The sequence below is a fragment of the Lutibacter aestuarii genome, from assembly GCF_042676885.1.
Taxonomy (GTDB): Bacteria; Bacteroidota; Bacteroidia; order Flavobacteriales; family Flavobacteriaceae; genus Lutibacter; species Lutibacter aestuarii.
On sequence record NZ_JBHTIC010000008.1, the window covers coordinates 345,683 to 366,481 of the forward strand.

At 29.2% G+C, this 20,799-nt stretch carries 19 protein-coding genes; 11 read left to right on the forward strand and 8 right to left on the reverse strand.

Features of this window, described 5'->3' with window-relative positions; translation table 11 throughout:
- Window positions 1–59: 59 nt before the first annotated feature.
- Both ACFQZW_RS09075 and ACFQZW_RS09080 read right to left on the reverse strand, forming a co-directional pair.
- Window positions 60–539 carry an Lrp/AsnC family transcriptional regulator gene (locus ACFQZW_RS09075; RefSeq protein ID WP_298262547.1) on the reverse strand — a complete coding sequence of 160 codons (480 nt, stop codon included), beginning with the start codon at window positions 537–539 and terminating at the stop codon, window positions 60–62.
- A gap of 72 nt (window positions 540–611) precedes the next feature.
- Window positions 612–1,724 (reverse strand): M14 family zinc carboxypeptidase, encoded by a 1,113-nt coding sequence (locus ACFQZW_RS09080; protein ID WP_298262548.1) that lies wholly within the window; start codon window positions 1,722–1,724, stop codon window positions 612–614.
- Window positions 1,725–2,078: 354 nt separating this feature from the next.
- Here ACFQZW_RS09080 and ACFQZW_RS09085 point away from each other — a divergent pair, with 354 nt between their 5' ends.
- On the forward strand, window positions 2,079–2,474 hold the full coding sequence (locus ACFQZW_RS09085) for a helix-turn-helix domain-containing protein (protein WP_386782527.1): 396 nt from the start codon (window positions 2,079–2,081) through the stop codon (window positions 2,472–2,474).
- Between the two features lie 52 nt (window positions 2,475–2,526).
- Here the strand turns inward: ACFQZW_RS09085 and ACFQZW_RS09090 are convergent, their stop codons facing one another.
- The 5 genes from ACFQZW_RS09090 to ACFQZW_RS09110 all read right to left on the reverse strand — a co-directional run bounded on the left by ACFQZW_RS09090 (window position 2,527) and on the right by ACFQZW_RS09110 (window position 7,099).
- Complete coding sequence (locus ACFQZW_RS09090; RefSeq protein WP_386782529.1) at window positions 2,527–4,965, reverse strand: M1 family aminopeptidase; 2,439 nt, start codon at window positions 4,963–4,965, stop codon at window positions 2,527–2,529.
- A 117-nt stretch (window positions 4,966–5,082) separates the two neighbouring features.
- The gene (locus ACFQZW_RS09095; protein WP_386782531.1) at window positions 5,083–5,631 is read right to left on the reverse strand and encodes a DUF4252 domain-containing protein; all 549 of its coding nucleotides are present in this window, start codon (window positions 5,629–5,631) and stop codon (window positions 5,083–5,085) included.
- Window position 5,632: 1 nt separating this feature from the next.
- Window positions 5,633–6,172: a DUF4252 domain-containing protein gene (locus tag ACFQZW_RS09100; RefSeq protein WP_298262552.1), complete on the reverse strand. Its 540-nt coding sequence runs from the start codon at window positions 6,170–6,172 to the stop codon at window positions 5,633–5,635.
- Between the two features lie 11 nt (window positions 6,173–6,183).
- Complete coding sequence (locus ACFQZW_RS09105) at window positions 6,184–6,603, reverse strand: hypothetical protein (RefSeq protein WP_298262553.1); 420 nt, start codon at window positions 6,601–6,603, stop codon at window positions 6,184–6,186.
- Entirely contained in the window at window positions 6,590–7,099 is a 510-nt protein-coding gene (locus tag ACFQZW_RS09110) for an RNA polymerase sigma factor (RefSeq protein ID WP_298262554.1), read from the reverse strand. Before ACFQZW_RS09110 ends, ACFQZW_RS09105 begins: the two co-directional genes overlap by 14 nt.
- Window positions 7,100–7,239: 140 nt before the next feature.
- Here ACFQZW_RS09110 and ACFQZW_RS09115 point away from each other — a divergent pair, with 140 nt between their 5' ends.
- Window positions 7,240–8,721 carry a S41 family peptidase gene (locus ACFQZW_RS09115; RefSeq protein WP_386782535.1) on the forward strand — a complete coding sequence of 494 codons (1,482 nt, stop codon included), beginning with the start codon at window positions 7,240–7,242 and terminating at the stop codon, window positions 8,719–8,721.
- Window positions 8,722–8,830: 109 nt separating this feature from the next.
- Here the strand turns inward: ACFQZW_RS09115 and ACFQZW_RS09120 are convergent, their stop codons facing one another.
- Window positions 8,831–9,751, reverse strand: a complete 921-nt coding sequence (locus ACFQZW_RS09120; RefSeq protein ID WP_298262556.1) for a patatin-like phospholipase family protein — start codon at window positions 9,749–9,751, stop codon at window positions 8,831–8,833.
- A 46-nt stretch (window positions 9,752–9,797) separates the two neighbouring features.
- Between ACFQZW_RS09120 and ACFQZW_RS09125 the strand changes: the two genes are divergently transcribed.
- The 9 genes from ACFQZW_RS09125 to ACFQZW_RS09165 all read left to right on the forward strand — a co-directional run bounded on the left by ACFQZW_RS09125 (window position 9,798) and on the right by ACFQZW_RS09165 (window position 20,792).
- Window positions 9,798–10,835 carry a sialidase family protein gene (locus ACFQZW_RS09125; RefSeq protein ID WP_386782537.1) on the forward strand — a complete coding sequence of 346 codons (1,038 nt, stop codon included), beginning with the start codon at window positions 9,798–9,800 and terminating at the stop codon, window positions 10,833–10,835.
- A 7-nt stretch (window positions 10,836–10,842) separates the two neighbouring features.
- Window positions 10,843–11,400, forward strand: a complete 558-nt coding sequence (locus ACFQZW_RS09130) for a hypothetical protein (RefSeq protein WP_298287679.1) — start codon at window positions 10,843–10,845, stop codon at window positions 11,398–11,400.
- 63 nt (window positions 11,401–11,463) lie between these two features.
- Window positions 11,464–12,696, forward strand: coding sequence for a peptidase T (gene pepT, locus ACFQZW_RS09135; protein ID WP_298262559.1), 1,233 nt, complete (start codon window positions 11,464–11,466; stop codon window positions 12,694–12,696).
- A gap of 175 nt (window positions 12,697–12,871) precedes the next feature.
- On the forward strand, window positions 12,872–14,080 hold the full coding sequence (gene lysA / locus ACFQZW_RS09140; protein ID WP_298262560.1) for a diaminopimelate decarboxylase: 1,209 nt from the start codon (window positions 12,872–12,874) through the stop codon (window positions 14,078–14,080).
- Between the two features lie 354 nt (window positions 14,081–14,434).
- Window positions 14,435–16,879, forward strand: coding sequence for a bifunctional aspartate kinase/homoserine dehydrogenase I (thrA, locus tag ACFQZW_RS09145; protein ID WP_386782540.1), 2,445 nt, complete (start codon window positions 14,435–14,437; stop codon window positions 16,877–16,879).
- Window positions 16,880–16,882: 3 nt separating this feature from the next.
- On the forward strand, window positions 16,883–17,803 hold the full coding sequence (locus ACFQZW_RS09150; protein WP_298262562.1) for a homoserine kinase: 921 nt from the start codon (window positions 16,883–16,885) through the stop codon (window positions 17,801–17,803).
- An 11-nt stretch (window positions 17,804–17,814) separates the two neighbouring features.
- Window positions 17,815–19,110 carry a threonine synthase gene (thrC, locus tag ACFQZW_RS09155; protein ID WP_386782543.1) on the forward strand — a complete coding sequence of 432 codons (1,296 nt, stop codon included), beginning with the start codon at window positions 17,815–17,817 and terminating at the stop codon, window positions 19,108–19,110.
- A 51-nt stretch (window positions 19,111–19,161) separates the two neighbouring features.
- Window positions 19,162–19,659, forward strand: a complete 498-nt coding sequence (locus ACFQZW_RS09160; protein WP_298262564.1) for a DUF6265 family protein — start codon at window positions 19,162–19,164, stop codon at window positions 19,657–19,659.
- An 8-nt stretch (window positions 19,660–19,667) separates the two neighbouring features.
- On the forward strand, window positions 19,668–20,792 hold the full coding sequence (locus ACFQZW_RS09165) for a trans-sulfuration enzyme family protein (RefSeq protein WP_386782546.1): 1,125 nt from the start codon (window positions 19,668–19,670) through the stop codon (window positions 20,790–20,792).
- The last annotated feature ends 7 nt before the right edge of the window (window positions 20,793–20,799 follow it).

The window sequence follows — 20,799 nt, forward strand, 5'->3', positions numbered from 1 at the left end:
AAACAAAAATACCTTATCATAAAAAATGATAAGGTATTTAATCGTTAAAAATAAGATGCTTAGATTTCTCTAAAAATGGAATGCATTAAACGTGTTTTATCATTAATACTTTCTTCTAATGAAATCATCGTTTCTGTTCTTGAAACTCCATCAATGTCATCTATTTCAAAAATTATTTCTTTTGCATGATTGGTGTCTTTTGCTCTTATTTTACAAAATATATTGTATTTACCTGCTGTAATATAAGCAATTGTAATGTTTGGAATTTTCTTCAAATCTCTTACAACTTGCTTAGTTTTGGATGTTTTAGCTAAATAAATTCCAACATGAGATATAAAGGAATATCCCATTTTTTCATAATCAAGAGTTAAAGTGGAGCCTTTTATAATTCCCTCATCTTCCATTTTTTTAACTCTAACATGGATGGTTCCAGCTGATACTACTAATTTTTTTGCAATGTCTGTAAAAGGTGTTCTTGCGTTTTCTATAAGAATATCTAGTATTTGATGATCTATTTCATCTAGTACAAATTTTTTCATGATGTGTTTTTATTAAAAATAAAAATATAATATGCAAATTTATTAAAAAAATTTGAAAAAAGAATAAAATATTTACGAATTTGACAATTTTAATTCCTTAAAATTTATATTATCCGCAGTTATAGTATTATAAGTGAAATAATTTGATAAATCTCCCTTTATTTCGATGCATTTATAAATGTCAAATTTACCATTTATCACTTTGAATTTAAGCTGAATACCAATATCCACTCTTTTCTTTTTATTATTTTCGACTATTTCAATATTTTTATAAATGATATCTAAAAACTTTTTGTCATTATTTGGAATTTTAAAATAAGGTTGATAGTTCTCAAATTTTTCAGACTTAGCAATAAAGTATAAACCTTGTAATATCGCATAAAAATTATACTTTCTTGTTATTTCTCTATCGTAATCATTTTTATAATGACCAGCTTCAATTAAAATAGTGTTATGTCCTAATTTTTGAAAATTATCTCCTGTTGCAGTAGGATAAAATTCATCGGTGTACCTACCTATCTGGTTAGGAATGTATTTTTGAAGTAATTCATTCATGCTTACAATAACACTCATAGTTTCTTTCCTTCCCTCTGTTAAAGTTCGCTCTTTATCTTCTGAAGGAGCTAAAAATGAAATGGTTGCAGGATTTTTGGTTCCTTCTACATTAAAAATTGATCGTTGGTCATGTAAATTAAAACAAAATTTAGGGTTGAAATTATCTAAGGTATTCCTTAAAATTTTACTTTCCGTAGCTTTTAAAGCGACAGCATCCCTATTTAAATCAATATTTTCAGCATTTTCTCTTGTAAATTTAATGGCTCCATCAGGGTTTAGCATTACAATGAATTGTAAGGTACAGTTGTTAAGTATTTCACTTTTTATATGGTTAAACTGAACACTTGGGTTTGTTAAAAAATTAAAGAGGTCGAACAAAGCTTTGGTTCCAGTGCTTTCATTTCCATGCATTTGCGACCAAGTAAGTATTTTTTTAGAACCTTTTCCAATGGTAAGTTTATAAATTGGAATATTATTGGTAGAGTATCCAATTACTTCTTTTTTTAAAATGGGTGCAACTTTTTTTATCAACGGCTCAATATCTTCAAATAAAATCCTTCTACCTTTTAAGCGTGATTCAAAATTAGAAGCGTACCAATTTTCTAAATGTGCAATGTTTATTTCTTCCATAGAACAAAAATACAGATATATTTAAACTACTTTAAGTATTTAGTATTTTTTTAAAGTTACAAATGTAAATCTAGTGTTTTTTACAAATGTAAACAAAGAGTAAGCTTTAATTAGATTACAGCTGTAAACTAAGTTGTAAATTGTATAATGGAGATGTTATGAATAACTAATCAATTATAAACAATACTTATATACAATATTTTAATTACTTTATATCAATAGTTTAAGATAAATTATCTAAATTAATAATTTAATTAAATTCACATCTAATGAATGTATAAACAACTTAAAGTTGTACATGTGAATCCTATTTTTTACATTTGTAAATATATAGATAATTTACAAATGTAAACTATGATTAATATTGAAGATTTTATAGCAAGACTGAATATTATTATGAATTATTATCAATTATCAGCTGCATTATTAGCTGATAAAATTAATGTTCAAAGATCGAGCATTTCTCACCTATTGTCTGGTAGAAATAAACCAAGTTTAGATTTTGTACTAAAAATATTAAAAGCTTTTCCTGAAGTTGATCTTTATTGGTTGTTAAATGGAAGTGGAAAATTTCCGAAAGTATCAGTCAAAAAGGATGAATATACACCCTCTTCGCTGTTTTCTAAAGAAGAAATAATGAATCCTACTGAAAGTAAGTTAATAGAACCTTTACAGAATAAAGAAGATTTAGAAATTGAAAGAATAATTATTTTCTTTAAAAATGGAAGCTTTAAAAACTACAAAGCATAAAAAAGCCTCTATTTTAAATAGAGGCTTAAAAGATATTTATTTATAAGTTATTTTATTCAATCAGCTTCGCCATTGCTGTTTTTAAAATTAAAATTAACTCTTCTTTATTAGTATTATTAGCTTGTTGTTGCATATAAACCATTTGATTTAACATATTGACAGCCATTTTATCAAAATTGTATTTTTTGTATTGTAACCCTAATTTTACAAAATCGTTTGATAAATTTTCTATAGCTTCTTTATTATCGCTTTCGGCTATCCACTTAAAAGCTTCACCGTACATTTGTTGTGTACGCTGATTTTGAGTTAAAAACATCCCTTTTAGTACATTTTTTGCTATATAAGGTAGTTTTGTTTTATCTTTTTCGTTGATATAAATAGTAGTAACAGCATCGGGCAAGTTATTTTTAACCTCATCACTAATTTTTTCTAAGTTTGTTAATGCTGCATTTTTATCAATTTGGTATAATGAAATTAAAGAGCTTCCTTTAACTGCAAATGATTCACTTTCTAACCCTCTTTCAAATAATGGTTTGTATATGGGATCAACAAGCTTACCTAAAACCTTTAGAGCTTCAGCTTTTACTAATGTTTTAGGATCATTCTGAGCTAAATTTTCAATTTTTGCTATGGCTTCTCTTTTATTATATTTTTGAAATAAATCGATATTTTCTAAGGCTAAAACCCTTATTTCATAATAGGGATCATTTAATGCTTTAATAACAGTATTTAAAGCTTCTTTTTCAGTTTGTTGATGTTTAATAACCGCTTCTAGAGCTTGTCTTCTATCTAAATAATGAGGGGCATTGTTAAATTGAAATATGTAATTTTCGAGAGATTTTTTGTCGTTAATTTCGGCTAACAAAACATGTTTGGCATCAATATTAATTAATTTTGGTATTTGATTGATTGGAAATGTGTACGAATTTTGTGTAGCATCTACCCATACTTGATGTCTAACTTTAGTTTTATCCTCATAAATATCAATTGCCAATGGAAATTTAAATACTTTTTCTTTTTGATGAATATTTACTGTAACTGTTTTATTAATGGTATTGTAATCATAAGTTACATCCATTTTTATATGACCGTTTCCATAATACCATTGGTTAAAGAACCAATTTAAATCTTTTCCGCTTACCTTTTCTAATGCTAAACGCAAATCATGGGCTTCTGCAGTTCCAAATTTGTGTGTTGTTAAGTACAAGTTCAAGCTTTCAAAAAAAGCATCATCGCCTAATACATCTCTTAACATATGTAAAATAGCATTTCCTTTATGGTAACTTACAGTGTCAAACATGTCTTCTTTATCGTGGTAATGAAAACGGACTAAAATTTTATCTTCACTTCCACTTTGCATATATGTTTGTATATCGTTATACATATGTGCGGCAGCTTTATCAGCTCCATATTTATATTCGTACCATAAGTACACACTATAGGTAGCAAAAGATTCGTTTACAGTTAAATTTGCCCAACTTTCTGTGGTCACTAAATCTCCAAACCAATGATGAAATAGTTCATGAGCAATTGTACCTTCCCACTCATTAGCATCTATTAATTGTCCTTTTTTTTGTTGAGCATCTTCACCATGAACTACAGCTGTGGTATTTTCCATCGCTCCACTAACATAATCTCTTACAACAATTTGACTGTATTTATCCCAAGGATATGGAATGCCTGTTAGGTTTGAAAAGAAGGTCATCATTTCGGGAGTTGTTCCAAAAATATCTTTAGCAACATCTTTGTATGCAGGTTCTACATAATAATCAACATTTAAACCATTCCAAGTGTCTTTTACAATACTAAAATCACCAACCCCCATAAAAAATAAGTATGGAGCATGTTTTTCATCCATAGCCCAATAATCAGTACGTGTACCATCTTTATTATCTGTTTGATTTATTAAAGTTCCATTAGATAGGGTTACGTACTTGGAGGGTACTGTCATATAAATTTCTTGTGAAGTTTTTTGGTTTGGTGCATCAATGGTAGGAAACCAACAGCTACTAGCTTCTGTTTCTCCTTGAGTCCAAATTTGTGTAGGTTTTTCTGGATCTTCTTCTTTAGGATCAATAAAATATAACCCTTTAGCATCTGTTATATTTTCACTACCTTTTTGGATAACTTCTTCAGGTTTGGCTATATAATTAACATATATTAAGTACTCTTCCCCTCGTTTATAAGTTTTATCTAACTCAATAGTTAATTCGTTATTTGAATAATTATATGCGGCTTTTTTATGGTTTACTTTTACCTCATTAATTTTAAAAGATTTGGCATCTAACACCAATTTATTTGTTGGATAAAAATGGGGTGTTAAAGTAATCCAAGCTTCTCCATTTAATTGACTTTTTTCAAAATTAAAATCGACCTTTAACTTGGTGTGAATAAGATTGTTAATTTTTTCTCTTTCTGGGTGATAAGTTTTTACTTGTGCGTTTATTGAAAAAGTGACAAATAATACAATTAAAACAACTATTTTTTTCATTGATACTTATTAATATTTAGGCTTCAAAAATACTATTTTAATTAATTCATGTAGTTAATAGATAGTTAAAAAGCCATACCTGTTAAGGTATGGCTTTTTTTATATATGTGTTTGAGTTTATTTTAAGCTTTTAAAAAGTCCTTCAAGTTGTTGCATTTGATTAGAATCTCCATCTAATTTAATTTCATTAGTTAACTTCATAATATCAGAAGGATTCATATTTTCTCCAATAACTCTAACAACTGCAAATCCTTTGTCGTTATCTGCTCCAAAAATTACCACTTCGTCAATTGCTTCCTCTTCACCTAGGTAATTAACACTTACATTGGCTTTTCCCATATTCATACGCATAAGTTGTTTGTACTTTGGATTTTTAAGAATTGCAAAAACTTTTTCTTTTTCAGAATTGTACAACTCTTTATTTGTTTCCGTTAATTGCAACGCTAAAAAATTAACTTTTTTTATAGTTTCTAGCGTATTTTTAATATTTTCAGAAACTTCAGTATCTTTTAACTGAATGATACTTGAAGGTAAATCAACTGAAATAAATTCACTGTTTTCTTTACTATCTACATAGTATTTTTGTAAAGAAGGACTGTTGTTACAAGCTATTAGCAAGAAAACTGTTGCAAAAGTGAATCCTATAATTTTTATGAATGATTTCATATTATTTGTTTTTTAGTTGTTTTCCACTATTAGGAATATGAGCTTCAGTAAGTTCAGATATTTTATTTAAATCTATGTCTCCAGTTAATGAAAGTATTACGGACTCTGCTTTGATAGGGCTTCCTGAATCTTTCATATACTTTCCAGTACCACCAACATACATTAATAATTCACTTACGTGGTCTTCATCTTTTCCTTGACGTACATATATTTTTACATTTGATTCCTTGTCTTTAACACGCATTAATTCAACTAACTTGTTTGATTTAAGGTATTTTGTAACAACATTATCCATCTCTTCTGCAATTGCAATACTTTCAGTGGTAAATACTCTAAAGGAGGTTAACCCTTTAACCATATCAAAATATTCTTTCCCTTCTTCTCCAGCTCCTTTAAATTTTGAAATTAGTCTGAATGCTTCTGGTGTAAAAACTACAGTTGAAACATCGTCCATATTTTCAAACTTATCAAAGATAGAGTTTTGCGCATAACTGGTAACTGATAAAAGCGCTATTGCTATAATTATAATTAATTTTTTCATTTTTTTTACTTTTAAGGTTGTTTAAAAATTTTGTTTTTTGTGTCTTCGAAATGCTGCAATTGAGCAATGGCAACAGTTCCTTTGTTTAAATTGGTTGAAAGTAAATCTAATGCCTGTTTAGTTTCGGCATAAACTTTTTCAGCCTCTTTTTGTTGGTTTTTTTGATAACCTGTATAAACACTTACCAGTAGGACTAATGAAGCTGCTACGGACAACCATTTCCAATTCCGCTTTTGACTTTTTAATTGAATGGTTTTTGTAAAACGCTCATTTTTACTGGTTGAAAAATATCCGAACATCGCTTGATATTCTACTAAATGTGGGGCTACAAAATCACTTGAGAAATATGCTTTTAGTTTTTTTTCTTCTGCAATAGTAGTTTCTGCATTTAGGTATTTTTCCAACAACTTTTCTATGTTAGCTAACTCCATAATTGTGTTGTTTTGTTAATTGTTCTCTAATTGTTTTCCTAGCTCTAGATAATGTTACTCTTACGGCTGTTGGTTGTAAATTCAATAATTCCGCAATTTCATCAAACTCGTATTCTTCAACATCTCTAAGCTGTATTACTAATTTTTGCTGCTCTGGTAAGTTTTCAATTAATTTATGAACTAAACTTACACTGTCATTAAGTTCCATTCGCCTTTGTAAGGGCGTATCTTTTTCTTGATAATTGCTATGAACTAAACTTAAATTACTGGCTTGTTTCGATTTTAATCTGTCAAAACAATAATTTTTGGTCATCGTCATTGCAAAAGCTTCAATACTTTTATAGTCTTTTAATTTAGACTTGTTTCTCCATAACTTAAAATACAATTCCTGAGTTGCATCTTCAGCTTCTTCAGTAGATACTAGTAATCTTTTTGCTAAACGAAATACTTTATCTTTAAAGGGCATTACAGTTTTTAAAAACTCAGATTGCTTCATTTTAAGTTTGGTTTTACAACTTTTTAGGTCGCTTTCACAATTATGACGAGCAAGTTACGTTTTTGTAACACCTACTATTATTTTTTTGTAAAATAAATTAATATCTTGCGGCAAAATAAAAGAAAATAAATGAATAGAAAATGAAAAAAATAAATTATTGGTTAGCCTTTTATATAATATTTAGTCTCGTTTTTATTAGTTGTAGTAAAAATGATGACGAACCAGTTATTACAACAGAGTTAAATAACCCTATAAATAAATTTGTTTGGAAAGGAATGAATTCTTGGTACAATTGGCAGCCCAATGTTGCTAACTTAGCCGATACTAAAGATAATGATACCGATGCTTTTTATACTTATTTAAACGGCTTTTCAGATCCAGAAGATTTATTTGAAAGTTTATTATATAATAAAGGAAACACTGATAGGTTTTCTTGGATTGTTGATGATTATGTTGAATTAAATAATTCTTTCCAAGGAATTTCTAAATCGTTTGGTTTTAGACTACAAGCTGTAAAAATTAACAATAATGGAGATATTATATTCTATGTTCGTTATGTATCGCCTGAATCTCCAGCAGCAAATGCAGGAATAAAAAGAGGTGATATTTTTAATGCAATTGATGGGGTTGTAGTTAATGAAGCTAATTACAGTACAACTGCTGGAAAGCTTTCAAATGAAACAGTTACATTAACCATGGTTAATGAAAATGGAGGTGTTTTAAATCCAATTGAAGATAAAACAATTACTTCAGTAGTTTTGGCTGAAAACCCTATACATTTTTCAAAAGTATTTAATGATATCAATGGTAAAAAAGTAGGTTATTTAGTTTATAATGGATTTAAGTCTTCTTATAATGATGAATTGAATGCTGTTTTTGCAACATTTAAAGCTGAAGGAATTGATGAGTTGATTTTAGATTTAAGATTGAATGGTGGTGGTTCTGTTGCAACTTCTGCTTATTTGGCTAGTATGATATCTCAAAGTGCTGGAAGTGATATTTTTGCAGAGTTAAAATTTAACGATAAGCACACCAATCAAAATGGTGCATATACTTTTCAAAATACTCAAAAAAATTATGATTCCAGTGGAGAGGAAATTGGAACTGAAGCCATAAATAGATTAAACAATATCAATCAATTGTATGTATTAACATCTGGAAGCACAGCTTCAGCTAGCGAAATGATAATTAATGGGTTGAGACCTTTTATGCCCGTAAAAGTAATTGGAACTACTACTTATGGAAAAAATGTAGGTTCAGTTACCCTATATGATTCTCCCTCTTCTAATTACTTAAATGAGTCCTCTGCCAACCCTTCTCATTTATATGCGATGCAACCTATTGTATTTCAAATTTACAATAAATTAGGGCAAAGTGATTATATACAAGGTTTTGCGCCAGATATTGAGGTTGTTGAATACAATTATTGGAATAACATATTGCCTTTTGGTGATGAAAATGAAGTGGTTTTAAAAGCTGCTTTAGACGATATAAAAGGAATTTCTTCAAGAATGACTCCTTCAAAATCTATCGATTTTGTTGATGTGGTAGAATTAGATATTTCAGTAATGGAAAATAAATTTAGTAAAGAAATGTATATAGATGGTACTTTTTTTAAATAGTACTATTATTTTAGATAAAATAAAAAAAGACAAACTAGAAAAGTTTGTCTTTTTTTATTGATAATTTTATTGATGGATTTCCTAAAAAGTAATTTTTTTTGCCTTTGCTCTAGTTTAAAACATCAGCTCTAAATTCACTCATAGATTCATTATCTTTGTTTTGTGCGTATTGAAAACCAGCTTTCCACCATTCTGTCATTAGTTTTTTATCAAATATTAACGAATTAGTTGTTAAAACGGTAGGTGTATAAAATAAATTAAGTTTTACATCATTGTGTTTTGCCGATAGTTTTCCAATTGTAATATTATGGCGTTCTACATGTTCAAGCATAAAATCAAATACATCAAATAATAATGAAAAAGCATTTTTAGATGGTATTCTATTAATTTGAGTTACTTCCGTTTCTAAAATAATGGCATCAATTTCCTTGGCGCCACGTAAAACAGCTTCTTTAATTGGTACTAAACATCCAAACCCACCATCAGCATATTGGCAGCCATTTTTTATTAATAAACTCATAAAAGGAACATAATTGCAAGAAGCCCAAACCCAATCGCAAAAATCATTGTAATTACATTCTTTTAAAGATTTATACTCTACTTGATTTAATGATAAATTTGAAACTGTTACAATAGTATCTACTTTACTATTAAGTAGCTGCTCAAACATTTCTTTACTAATATTTTTAGTGATAAGATTTCTTAAATTTTTACTTTCACCAAAAGTTTTTCTTCCGTTAATAAAATTCCATAAAGTATTTAAGTGATTGATACCTATTATTTTTTCACCATGTACTTTTTTAATACTAAAGGGACAATTACTAAAAATTGAATTTTGGTTGACGTTTGTATAAATTTTTTTTAATTCATCAACTTTCCCTAAAGCCAAATGAGAAATCATTAAACTACCTGTTGAAGATCCAACAAATAAATCGTATTTCTTTTTTTTAGTATTTATTAAGTATTGTGCAACTCCTCCTGCAAATGCACCTTTGCTACCTCCACCAGATATTACTAATGCTTTTTTCATGAAAATAGGAATGTTTTAATTAATTTAGACCCTTAAAAATATTAAAATGATAAGAACAATATCTTTTTTTGCAATCTTTATTGTTTTTGGTGCTTGTAAAAAAAATTACCATCCACGTGAAACAATAACAATTTCAATAGAAAAATTTAAACTGGACAGTACTAGTATTCGAGCTATAGAAATTGTCAATGATTCTTCGTTGGTATATGCAGGTTCAAATGGTGATATTGGTATCATTACAAGTTCAGGAAAATTAAGAGCTACAAAAAAAATTATAACCGACACTATTATTCCACATTTTAGAGCATTGGCTTTTAATAAAGAAGCTTTTTATGCATTATCTGTTGGGAATCCAGCACTACTCTATCAGTACAAAAATAATCAAATAAACATTGTCTATAAAGAAACACATGAAAAAGTATTTTATGACTCCATGAAATTTTTTGACGAACTGAATGGAATAGCCATGGGAGATCCAACAGATAATTGCTTATCTATATTACTTACACGAGATGGTGGTAAAACTTGGGGAAAAATACCTTGTGAAAATTTACCAAAAATTAGTGATGGAGAAGCTGCTTTTGCTGCAAGTAATACCAATATTGCAATTGTTGGTAAAAATGCATGGATAGTTACTGGTGGAATTAAAGCTAGAATTTTTCATACAGCCGATATGGGGTTAACTTGGAGCGTTTACCAAACTCCTATCATTCAAGGGAAAAACACAACAGGAATATATTCTGTAGATTTTTTTAATGAAAACAAAGGAATAATTTGTGGTGGAGATTATTTGGATAAATTTGGAAATTCTGCAAACAAAGCAATTACAACAGATGGTGGTAAAACCTGGAAAGTAGTAGCAGAAAATAAAGCACCAAAATATGTAAGCTGTGTGCAATATATTCCTAATACAGATGGAAAAGAAGTTTTGGCAGTATCTACAAACGGAGTATTTTATTCTAATAATTCAGGTGAAACATGGCAAAAAGTAAGTGATGAAGGATTTTATACCATTCGTGTAGTTTCAAAAAACATTGCGTGGCTTTCAGGAAACGAAACTATTGCAAAAATGACTATTAATTAAGTGTGTAATGAGATATCTGATCTTTTTTATTATAATATTGCTTTTATTTTCTAGTTGTAAAAAACAATCCGAATTAAGCAGTATTTTTAAATGTAACTCTACAGATTTTGATAATTTAACAGTTTATAAAGATTTCAACAAAAACTTTAAATTAAAAATTCCAAAAAACTGGAAAACAGAATTGTATTACAATGAAAGACAATCTGAAATTTTCAGTGCAGACACTACAAAGCAATTAAGTGAAACTTTTATTTTAGATGTTACTTATAACTATGGAGAACTCAACTTTGAAGATTCATTTTTTAAAAAAACAGACTCATTAATTGCAATAAAAAATTTGGAAACTGTAAAAAAGAACACTCTTGAATTCAAAAAAAAACCTGCATTTTGGTATGTAGTGAAAGGCACTAAAAAAGGCTTTAAATACCATCAATTCAACTTATTAGTAAAAATCAACCCAAACTCCTATTTATCTGCTACTTCTGAAATTTATGGAGCAAATGCTATTGAGGAAAGAATATGCAGTTCAATTAAGCTTATTGAAAAAATTGAACTTTTACAATAATTTATGACTTTTAGATTGTAAAAAGATAATTGAATACTTATTTTTGATGAAAATTTTAATAAAATGCAAAAAATAATAGATCGTTTCGTTAAGTATATCACTGTTGATACACAGTCAGACCCAAATAATCCAGCTTTTCCAAGTACAGAAAAACAATGGGATTTAGCGCATATTTTGGTTGATGAATTAAAAGAAATTGGTATGGATGATGTTACCTTAGATGATAATTGTTATATCATGGCTACACTCCCTTCAAATGTAGATTACAAAGTACCTACTATAGGTTTTGTAGCTCATATTGATACTAGTCCAGATTATACGGGAACAAACGTTAAGCCTCAATTTCATCCTAATTATAATGGAGAAGACATTGTTTTAAATAAAGAAGAAAACATTGTATTATCCCCAAGCTATTTTGATGATTTGTTATTATATAAAGGTCAAACTTTGATCACTACAGATGGAACAACTCTTTTAGGTGCCGATGATAAAGCAGGAGTTACCGAAATAGTTTCCGCTATGGAATATTTAATCAATCATCCTGAAATTAAACATGGTAAAATAAGAATTTGTTTTACCCCTGATGAAGAAGTTGGTAAAGGAGCTCATATGTTTGATGTTGAAAAGTTTGGGGCAGAATGGGCTTACACTATGGACGGTAGCCAAGTTGGAGAATTAGAATATGAAAACTTTAATGCTGCTGGTGCAAAAGTGGTTATTAACGGAAAAATTGTACATCCTGGATATGCCAAAGGAAAAATGATCAATTCCATGTTAATTGCTAGTGATTTTATTGCTGCTTTACCTAAAAATGAAATCCCTCAAGAAACAGAAGGATATGAAGGTTTTTATCATTTACACTCTATGAACGGAGAGGTTGAAAAAACTGAATTGGAATATATTATTAGAGATCATGATATGAAATTATTTCAAAACCGTAAAGCACAGTTTCAAAAAGTAGCAGATGACTTAAACGCAAAATTGGGAAATAAATTAATTGAAGTTGAAATTAAAGATCAATACTTTAATATGCGTGAGAAAATTGAGCCAGTAATGCATATTGTGGATATTGCTGAAGAAGCAATGAAACAGTTAAATATAAAGCCAATAATTAAAGCTATTAGAGGAGGTACTGATGGATCCCAATTATCATACAAAGGATTACCTTGTCCAAATATTTTTGCTGGAGGGCATAATTTCCATGGAAGATATGAATATGTTGCAGCAGAATCTTTACAATTAGCAACAGATGTTATTGTAAAAATTGCTAAAATTACTGCGGAACGTGCAAAATAAATAAACAAATTAAATATTAATTAAGTAGAACACCCTTCAAATTAGAGGGGTGTTTTTTTATCATTATGTACTGAGTCAATAAAATTTAACAACTTGTAAAATAGTGTTATTTTTTAAAAATATATTATAAAATAATAAATAGGTTGTTTACTTTTGAAATTCTAAAAAATATTAAATGAATAATCAACTACTAACGTCATTATCTGAAAAGTATGGAAGCCCGCTATACGTTTATGATTCAGAAAAAATTATTTCTCAATATAATCGTATTACCAATGCTTTTTCAACTGTAGAAAATTTAAAATTGAATTATGCTGTAAAAGCAAATTCAAATATTAGCATTTTAAAATTATTTAAAAAATTAAGTTCAGGTATTGATACGGTATCTATACAAGAGGTACAATTAGGCTTAGAAGCTGGTTTTGAACCTGAAAATATTATTTTTACACCTAATGGTGTTTCGCTACAAGAAATTGAGCAAGTTGCTAATTTAGGAGTACAAATAAATATTGACAATATTTCTATATTAGAACAATTTGGTCAACACTACCCTAACATCCCAGTTTGCATACGTATCAATCCACATATTATGGCTGGTGGAAATCATAAAATATCTGTTGGGCATATCGATTCTAAATTTGGGATTTCTATTCATCAAGTTCCACATATTAAAAGAGTTGTTAAAAACACCAAGATGAAAGTTAACGGTATCCATATGCATACGGGTTCTGATATTTTAGATATTGATGTATTTTTAGCAGCTACAGAAATTTTGTTTAAAACAGCTAATGAATTTAAAGATTTAGAGTTTATTGATTTTGGTAGCGGATTTAAGGTACCGTATAAAGAAGGAGATATTTCAACAAATATTGAAGAATTAGGTAAAAAACTTTCTAAAAGATTTAAACAATTTTGTAAAGAATATGGCAAGGAATTAACATTGATGTTTGAACCTGGGAAATTTTTGGTAAGTGAAGCTGGTTATTTTTTAGCACATGTAAATGTGGTAAAGCATACCACCTCTACTGTTTTTGCTAGCATTGACTCAGGGTTTAACCACCTAATTCGTCCTATGATGTATGATGCCTATCATCATATTCATAACATTTCAAATCCGCAAGGACGAGAGCGTTATTATTCTGTAGTTGGTTATATTTGTGAAACAGACACTTTTGGATCTAATAGAAGAATTAGTGAAATTAGAGAAGGAGATATATTATGTTTTAATAATGCTGGGGCTTACTGTTTCTCCATGGCATCAAATTATAATTCGCGTTATAGACCAGCTGAAGTTTTAGTTTATAAAGGAAAAGATTACCTCATAAGAAAAGAAGAAACCTTTGACGATTTATTAAAAAATCAAGTTATTATAGATATCGATTAGCAAAAACTCCGGAATTTATTTCGGAGTTTTTTATTAATAACAATATTATATGCTATTTTTTACAAATTAATCAATTGATTACCTCTAAAATAAATATTTAATTAAAAATACCTTTAAATATTTGTAGTTAATCAAAAATATGTACATTTGCCCTATGCAATTAGTAAAAACATATTTATTTACTCAAACGGCGAATATCATTCGCAGTTTTACGATTGCTATTACTACTACTATTATTATTACCCTTTAAGGGTTATTTTCTATTCATATCATCCGTTGTATATATTCGATTTCAAAAGATTTGAAACAAGGAATATTTTAAAATTAAACTAAAAATATTATAAAATAATACCAATGAAAGTATTGAAATTTGGAGGTTCTTCTGTAGCTTCCTCAGAAAACATTCACAAAGTAATTAGCATAGTTAAAGAAAGCTCCTATAAAAATAAAGTCGCTGTAGTTGTTTCTGCTTTAGGGGGCGTAACAGATTTATTATTAGAAGCGGGTTCTTTAGCCTGTGAAAGTAACAATGTCTATATCAATAAATTTAAAGAAATTGAAAGCAGACATATCAATGTTATACGTGAATTAATCCCTGTGAGTAACCAAAGTAGTGTTTTAGGGGAAGTAAAAAAAGTGCTTAATAAACTAGAAAACACTTTAGAAGGAGTTTTTTTAATTAATGAATTATCAAATAAAACCTCAGATAAAATTGTTAGTTTTGGTGAACTTTTATCATCCTTTATTATAGCAAAGGCTATGAAATATAACGGATTAGACTCTACGCTTAAAAATTCTCAAGAATTAATTGTAACCAATGAAACTTTTTCTAATGCTTCTGTAAAATTTAGTAAAACTAATGCTGCAATTGAAAAATACTTTAATCAAAATAAACACACTATAGTTGTTTTACCTGGTTTTGTTGCTAAAACAGAAAAAGGAGAAGTTGCTACTTTAGGGCGTGGAGGGTCCGATTATACAGCGGCAATTATTGCAGCAGCATTAAACGCTTCAATTTTGGAAATATGGACAGATGTAAGTGGAATGTACACTTCAAACCCTAAGTTTGTTAAGCAAGCATTTCCAATAAAAAATATTTCTTATCAAGAAGCTATGGAACTTTCACATTTTGGTGCTAAAGTATTGTATCCACCAACCATTCAACCTGTTTTAGAAAAAGAAATCCCAATTTGCATCAAAAATACATTTGATGCCAAAGCGGATGGTACATTAATTACAAAAGTTTCTTCTAATACCAACCCAATTAAAGGAATCAGCCATATTGAAAATATGACATTAATTACATTGGAAGGAAGTGGTATGATTGGAATTCCTGGTTTTTCTAAGCGTTTGTTTGAATCTTTAGCACATCATCAAATTAATGTAGCTTTAATTACTCAGGCTTCATCAGAACATTCCATTTGTATTGCAATAAGTAATCAGGATGCTGAAAAAGCTAAAAAAGCAATTGATACCACCTTTTCTTATGAAATTGAGCAGCGTAAAGTAGAACCATTAACCGTAGAAAAAGACAATGCTATTATTGCACTTGTTGGTGATAATATGAAAAGTCATCAGGGTATTAGTGGAAAAATGTTTAGTACTTTAGGTAAAAATAATGTAAACATTAGAGCGATAGCTCAAGGCGCCTCCGAAAAAAATATTTCAGCAGTTATTGCTCATAAAGATATTAAAAAAGCATTAAACACATTACACTCTGAGTTTTTTGAGAATCAAACAAAACAATTAAATTTATTTATAGTTGGCGTAGGTAATGTAGGTGGCAAACTATTAGCTCAAATTAAGCAACAGCAACAATATCTATTAGATAATTTAAAACTTCAGGTTAGAGTAATAGCTCTTACAAATTCTAAAAAAATGCTATTTAATGAAGATGGTATTGAATTAGAAAATTGGAAAATTTTATTAGATAAAGGAGAACCACTTGATATGGATCTTTTTCATGAAAAGGTAACCAAACTAAATTATAGAAATAGCATTTTTGTAGACAATACTGCCAATGAAAAAGTTTCAAGTTTATATGCTAGTTATTTAAAAGAAAGTGTTGCTGTAGTTACGTGTAATAAAATTGCTTGTTCTTCAAACTATACAAATTATTTAAACTTAAAACGCTTATCTAGAGAATACAATGCACCGTTTTTATTTGAGACCAATGTTGGTGCTGGTTTACCCATTATAGATACCTTAAAAAACTTAGTAGCTTCGGGTGATAAAGTTACCAAAATACAAGCTGTTTTATCTGGAAGCTTAAACTTTGTTTTCAATAATTTTAATAAAAAGAATTCATTTTATGAAATTGTAAAAGAAGCAGGTATACAAGGATACACCGAACCTGATCCAAGAATTGATTTAAGTGGCATTGATGTTATGCGAAAAATACTCATTTTAGCGCGTGAAAGTGGAACAAAACTAGAATTATCAGACATAGAAAATAATTCTTTTTTACCTGAAATTTCCCTAAAATCAGCTTCTGTAGATGATTTTTTAGCAACTTTAAAAACTGAAGCCAACCATTTTAATAAAATTCAACAAAATGCAGCAAACAATAAGTGTAGATTAAAATATGTAGCAGAATTTGATGATGGGAAGGCAAAAGTTGGTTTACAAGAAATTTCTTCAAACCACCCTTTTTATAATTTAGATGGTAGTGATAATATTGTTTTGTTTTTCACTGAAAGATACAGCCAACAACCTTTAATTATCAAAGGAGCAGGTGCAGGAGCTGATGTGACAGCTTCGGGTTTATTTGCGGATATTATTAGAATTGGAAATAATTAAATTATGGAACAACTAAAAATATTTACACCAGCTACCATTGCAAATATATCGTGTGGCTTTGATGTGCTAGGATTAGCTTTAGACACTGTAGGTGATGAAATGCTGATTAAAAAAGTTGCTAAGAAAGGAGTAACTATTACTAAAATAATTGGGCAAGATTTACCACTAGACACACATAAAAATGTGGCAGGAGTGGCAGCTTTGGCTTTATTAGCTGAAACGGACTGTGAATTTGGTTTCGAGATTGAAATTAATAAACAAATAAAGCCTGGTAGCGGCATTGGAAGTAGTGCGGCGAGTTCAGCTGGAGCTGTTTGGGCAATTAACGAAATGCTTGGAAAACCTTTTTCAAATTTAGAATTAGTACGTTTTGCAATGGAAGGTGAACGGCTTGCTACAGGGGTGCCACATGCAGACAATGTTGCCCCTGCTCTTTTTGGTGGATTTACTTTAGTTAGAAGTTATCAACCTTTAGACATTGTTAAAATCAATACCCCTAGTCAGTTATTTGCCAGCGTGATTCATCCTCAAATTGAAGTTAAAACTTCTGATGCACGAGAGATTTTAAAAACCTCTGTTCCACTCAAAGAAGCCATCAAACAGTGGGGAAATGTTGGAGGATTAATCAGTGGTTTATATACTGAAGATTATGATTTAATTGGTCGTTCTCTAGAAGATTTTATTATTGAACCTATCCGTTCAATATTGATTCCTGCTTTTGATGCAGTTAAGCAAAACTGTATAAACACAGGAGCTTTAGGTTGTGGTATTTCAGGTTCTGGCCCTTCAATTTTTGCATTAAGTAAAGGTGAAGAAACAGCCATAAAAGTTGGAGAAGCTATGAAAGCTGTATATGATAAAGTCGGAATTCCATACGATATACATATTTCCAAAATTAACAAACAAGGAATAAAAAAAATATAATAAATACTACTATGAATTTTTATAGTTTAAATAAAAAAGCACCAGATGTATCTTTTAAAGATGCTGTGATAAAAGGATTGGCTCCAGATAGAGGATTGTATTTTCCTAAATCAATAAAACCCTTAACTAAAGGTTTTTTTAAAAATATTGAATATTTTTCAAATGAAGAAATAGCTTATGAAGTAATTAAACAATTTGTAGCCGATGAAATTCCAGAAAGAATCTTAAAAGAAATCATAAAAGAAACAATTAATTTTGATTTTCCAGTTGTTGCTGTTGAAGACAATATTGCAACTCTTGAACTTTTTCATGGGCCTACCATGGCATTTAAAGATGTTGGTGCTCGTTTTATGGCGAGGTGTTTAGGATATTTTAATCAAATAAATAACACTGCTAAGGTTACGGTTTTAGTCGCAACTTCTGGAGATACAGGAGGTGCTGTAGCTAGTGGTTTTTTAGGAGTTGAAGGTGTTGATGTGGTTATTTTATACCCAAGTGGAAAGGTAAGTGAAGTGCAAGAAAAGCAGCTTACTACTTTAGGTAAAAACATTACAGCAATAGAAGTAAATGGCACTTTTGATGATTGCCAAACAATGGTAAAAAATGCTTTTTTAGATACAGATTTATTAGGTTCTAAAAATTTAACATCTGCAAATTCTATAAATGTTGCTCGTTGGTTACCTCAAATGTTTTATTTCTTTTTTGCATATAAACAATTAAAAAACAAACACAAACAAATAGTTTTTTCTGTCCCAAGTGGTAATTTTGGAAATATTTGTGCTGGACTTATGGCGCAACAATTGGGGTTGCCTGTAAAACAATTTATTGCCTCAACAAATATAAATGACATTATTCCTAATTATATGAATACTGGAGTTTACCAACCCAAACCTTCAAAACAAACCATTTCTAATGCTATGGATGTTGGTGATCCAAGTAATTTTGTAAGAATATTAGAAATTTTTAAAAATAATTCTTCAAAGTTGAAAGATACCTTATCTTCTTATTCATTTACTGATAATGAAACCAAAGAGGTGATGAAATTTCTTTATGAAAAATGTAATTATATTACTGACCCACATGGAGCTGTTGGCTATTTAGGGTTGAAAAAATATGGAATTGACAAAGAAACTCAAGGAATTTTCTTAGAAACAGCTCATCCTGTTAAATTTTTAGATGTCGTAAGTCCAATAATTACTAAACAAATTGAGTTGCCTAAACAAATTTTGAAAGTTATTCATAAAGAAAAAAGAGCTATAAATATTTCTACTTATGAAGAGTTAAAAGCTTACGTATTAAAATCTTAATGACTATATTTTAAAATAATTATAGTAGATTAGCTAGATAAATTTTTTGTGATGAAAAAATATCTAGCTTTTCTTTTTTGCCTTATCATATCCATATCAATTGCTCAAAATACGTTAAAGTATACTCCAGTTAATAAATCACCTAAAGCAACTCTGAAACAAGTTTCTTGGATTGCTGGGTATTGGCAAGGAAAAGCTTTAGGGGGTTTAACTGAAGAAGTTTGGACTGCTCCAATGGGAGATTCTATGATGGGATCATTTAAACTAGTAGTTGATAATAAAGTTAAGTTTTATGAGTTATGTACCATTTCTGAATTAAATGAAACCTTAATCCTAAGAATTAAACATTTTGATAATGATTTAAAAGGCTGGGAAGAAAAAGAGGTGTCTGAAAATTTTAGATTAGTTAAAATTGAAAACAATAAAGTTTATTTTGACGGATTGACTTTTGAAAAAGTAGGTGAAAATAAATTAAACATCTACGTAGTTTTTGAAAAAAGTAATGGTTTAAAAGAAGAAATAAAATTTTCATATACCTTAAAAAATTGAAGAAAATAATGCAAAAACCAAAATTTGAAACGCTTGCAATAAAAAGTATTGAAAATAAAATGATGGATGTGGAACCAGTTAGCACTCCAATTTATTTAGCAAGTACCTACAAACGAAATACTGATGGTTCTTACAATAACGATTTTATTTATTCTAGAAATGGAAACCCTAACAGAACTATTGTTGAACAAAGTATTGCACAATTGGAGCAAGGTCAGTTTGCTTTTGCTTTTTCTTCTGGAATGGCTGCTATTAGTACAATTTTACAAAGTTTAAAATCTGGTGATCATATTATTTTACCGAATGATATTTATTATGCTATTAAAAAATTAATGGAAGACGTTTTTCAACGTTGGAATTTAAGCTATAGCTTGGTAAATATGAGTAATTTACTTGAAGTTGAGAAAGCTATAAAACCTTCAACAGCATTAATTTGGATTGAAAGCCCTTCTAACCCACAATTAAAAATAAGTAACATTAAGTCTATTGCAAAAATTGCGCATAAAAGCAATGCATTATGTGTGGTTGACAATACTTGGTTAACTCCTGTTTTTCAAAATCCTTTAAAATTAGGAGCAGATATGGTTGTACATTCAACCACAAAATATTTTGGAGGTCATAGCGATGTTTTGGGAGGTTGCATTGTTTTAAATAATAATGATTTAGCTGATAAAATTAGTAGCATACAATCATTATCAGGAGCTGTACCTGCACCTTTTGATTGTTGGTTAATTGCTAGAGGAATCCAAACATTATTTTTAAGAATCTCTAAACAAACTGAAAATGCACATAAATTAGCTACTTTTTTAGAAAGTCACCCTAAAATTGATAAAGTTTTTTACCCTGGATTAAAAAGTCATCCTCAACATCTTCTCGCTAAAAGTCAGCAAACAGGATTTGGAGCTATGCTATCAGTTTTAATTAAGAGTACCGAGAAAAATGCATTTCAAATTTCAACACAATTAAAATATTTTACAACTGCAACTAGCTTAGGCGGAGTTGAAAGTTTAGTAGAACACAGGAAGTCTGTTGAAGGAGAAAATAGTCCTACTCCATCAAACTTACTTAGAGTTTCTGTTGGTATAGAGCATATTGATGATTTAATTGCTGATTGGCAACAAGCTTTATCTTAAAAAATAA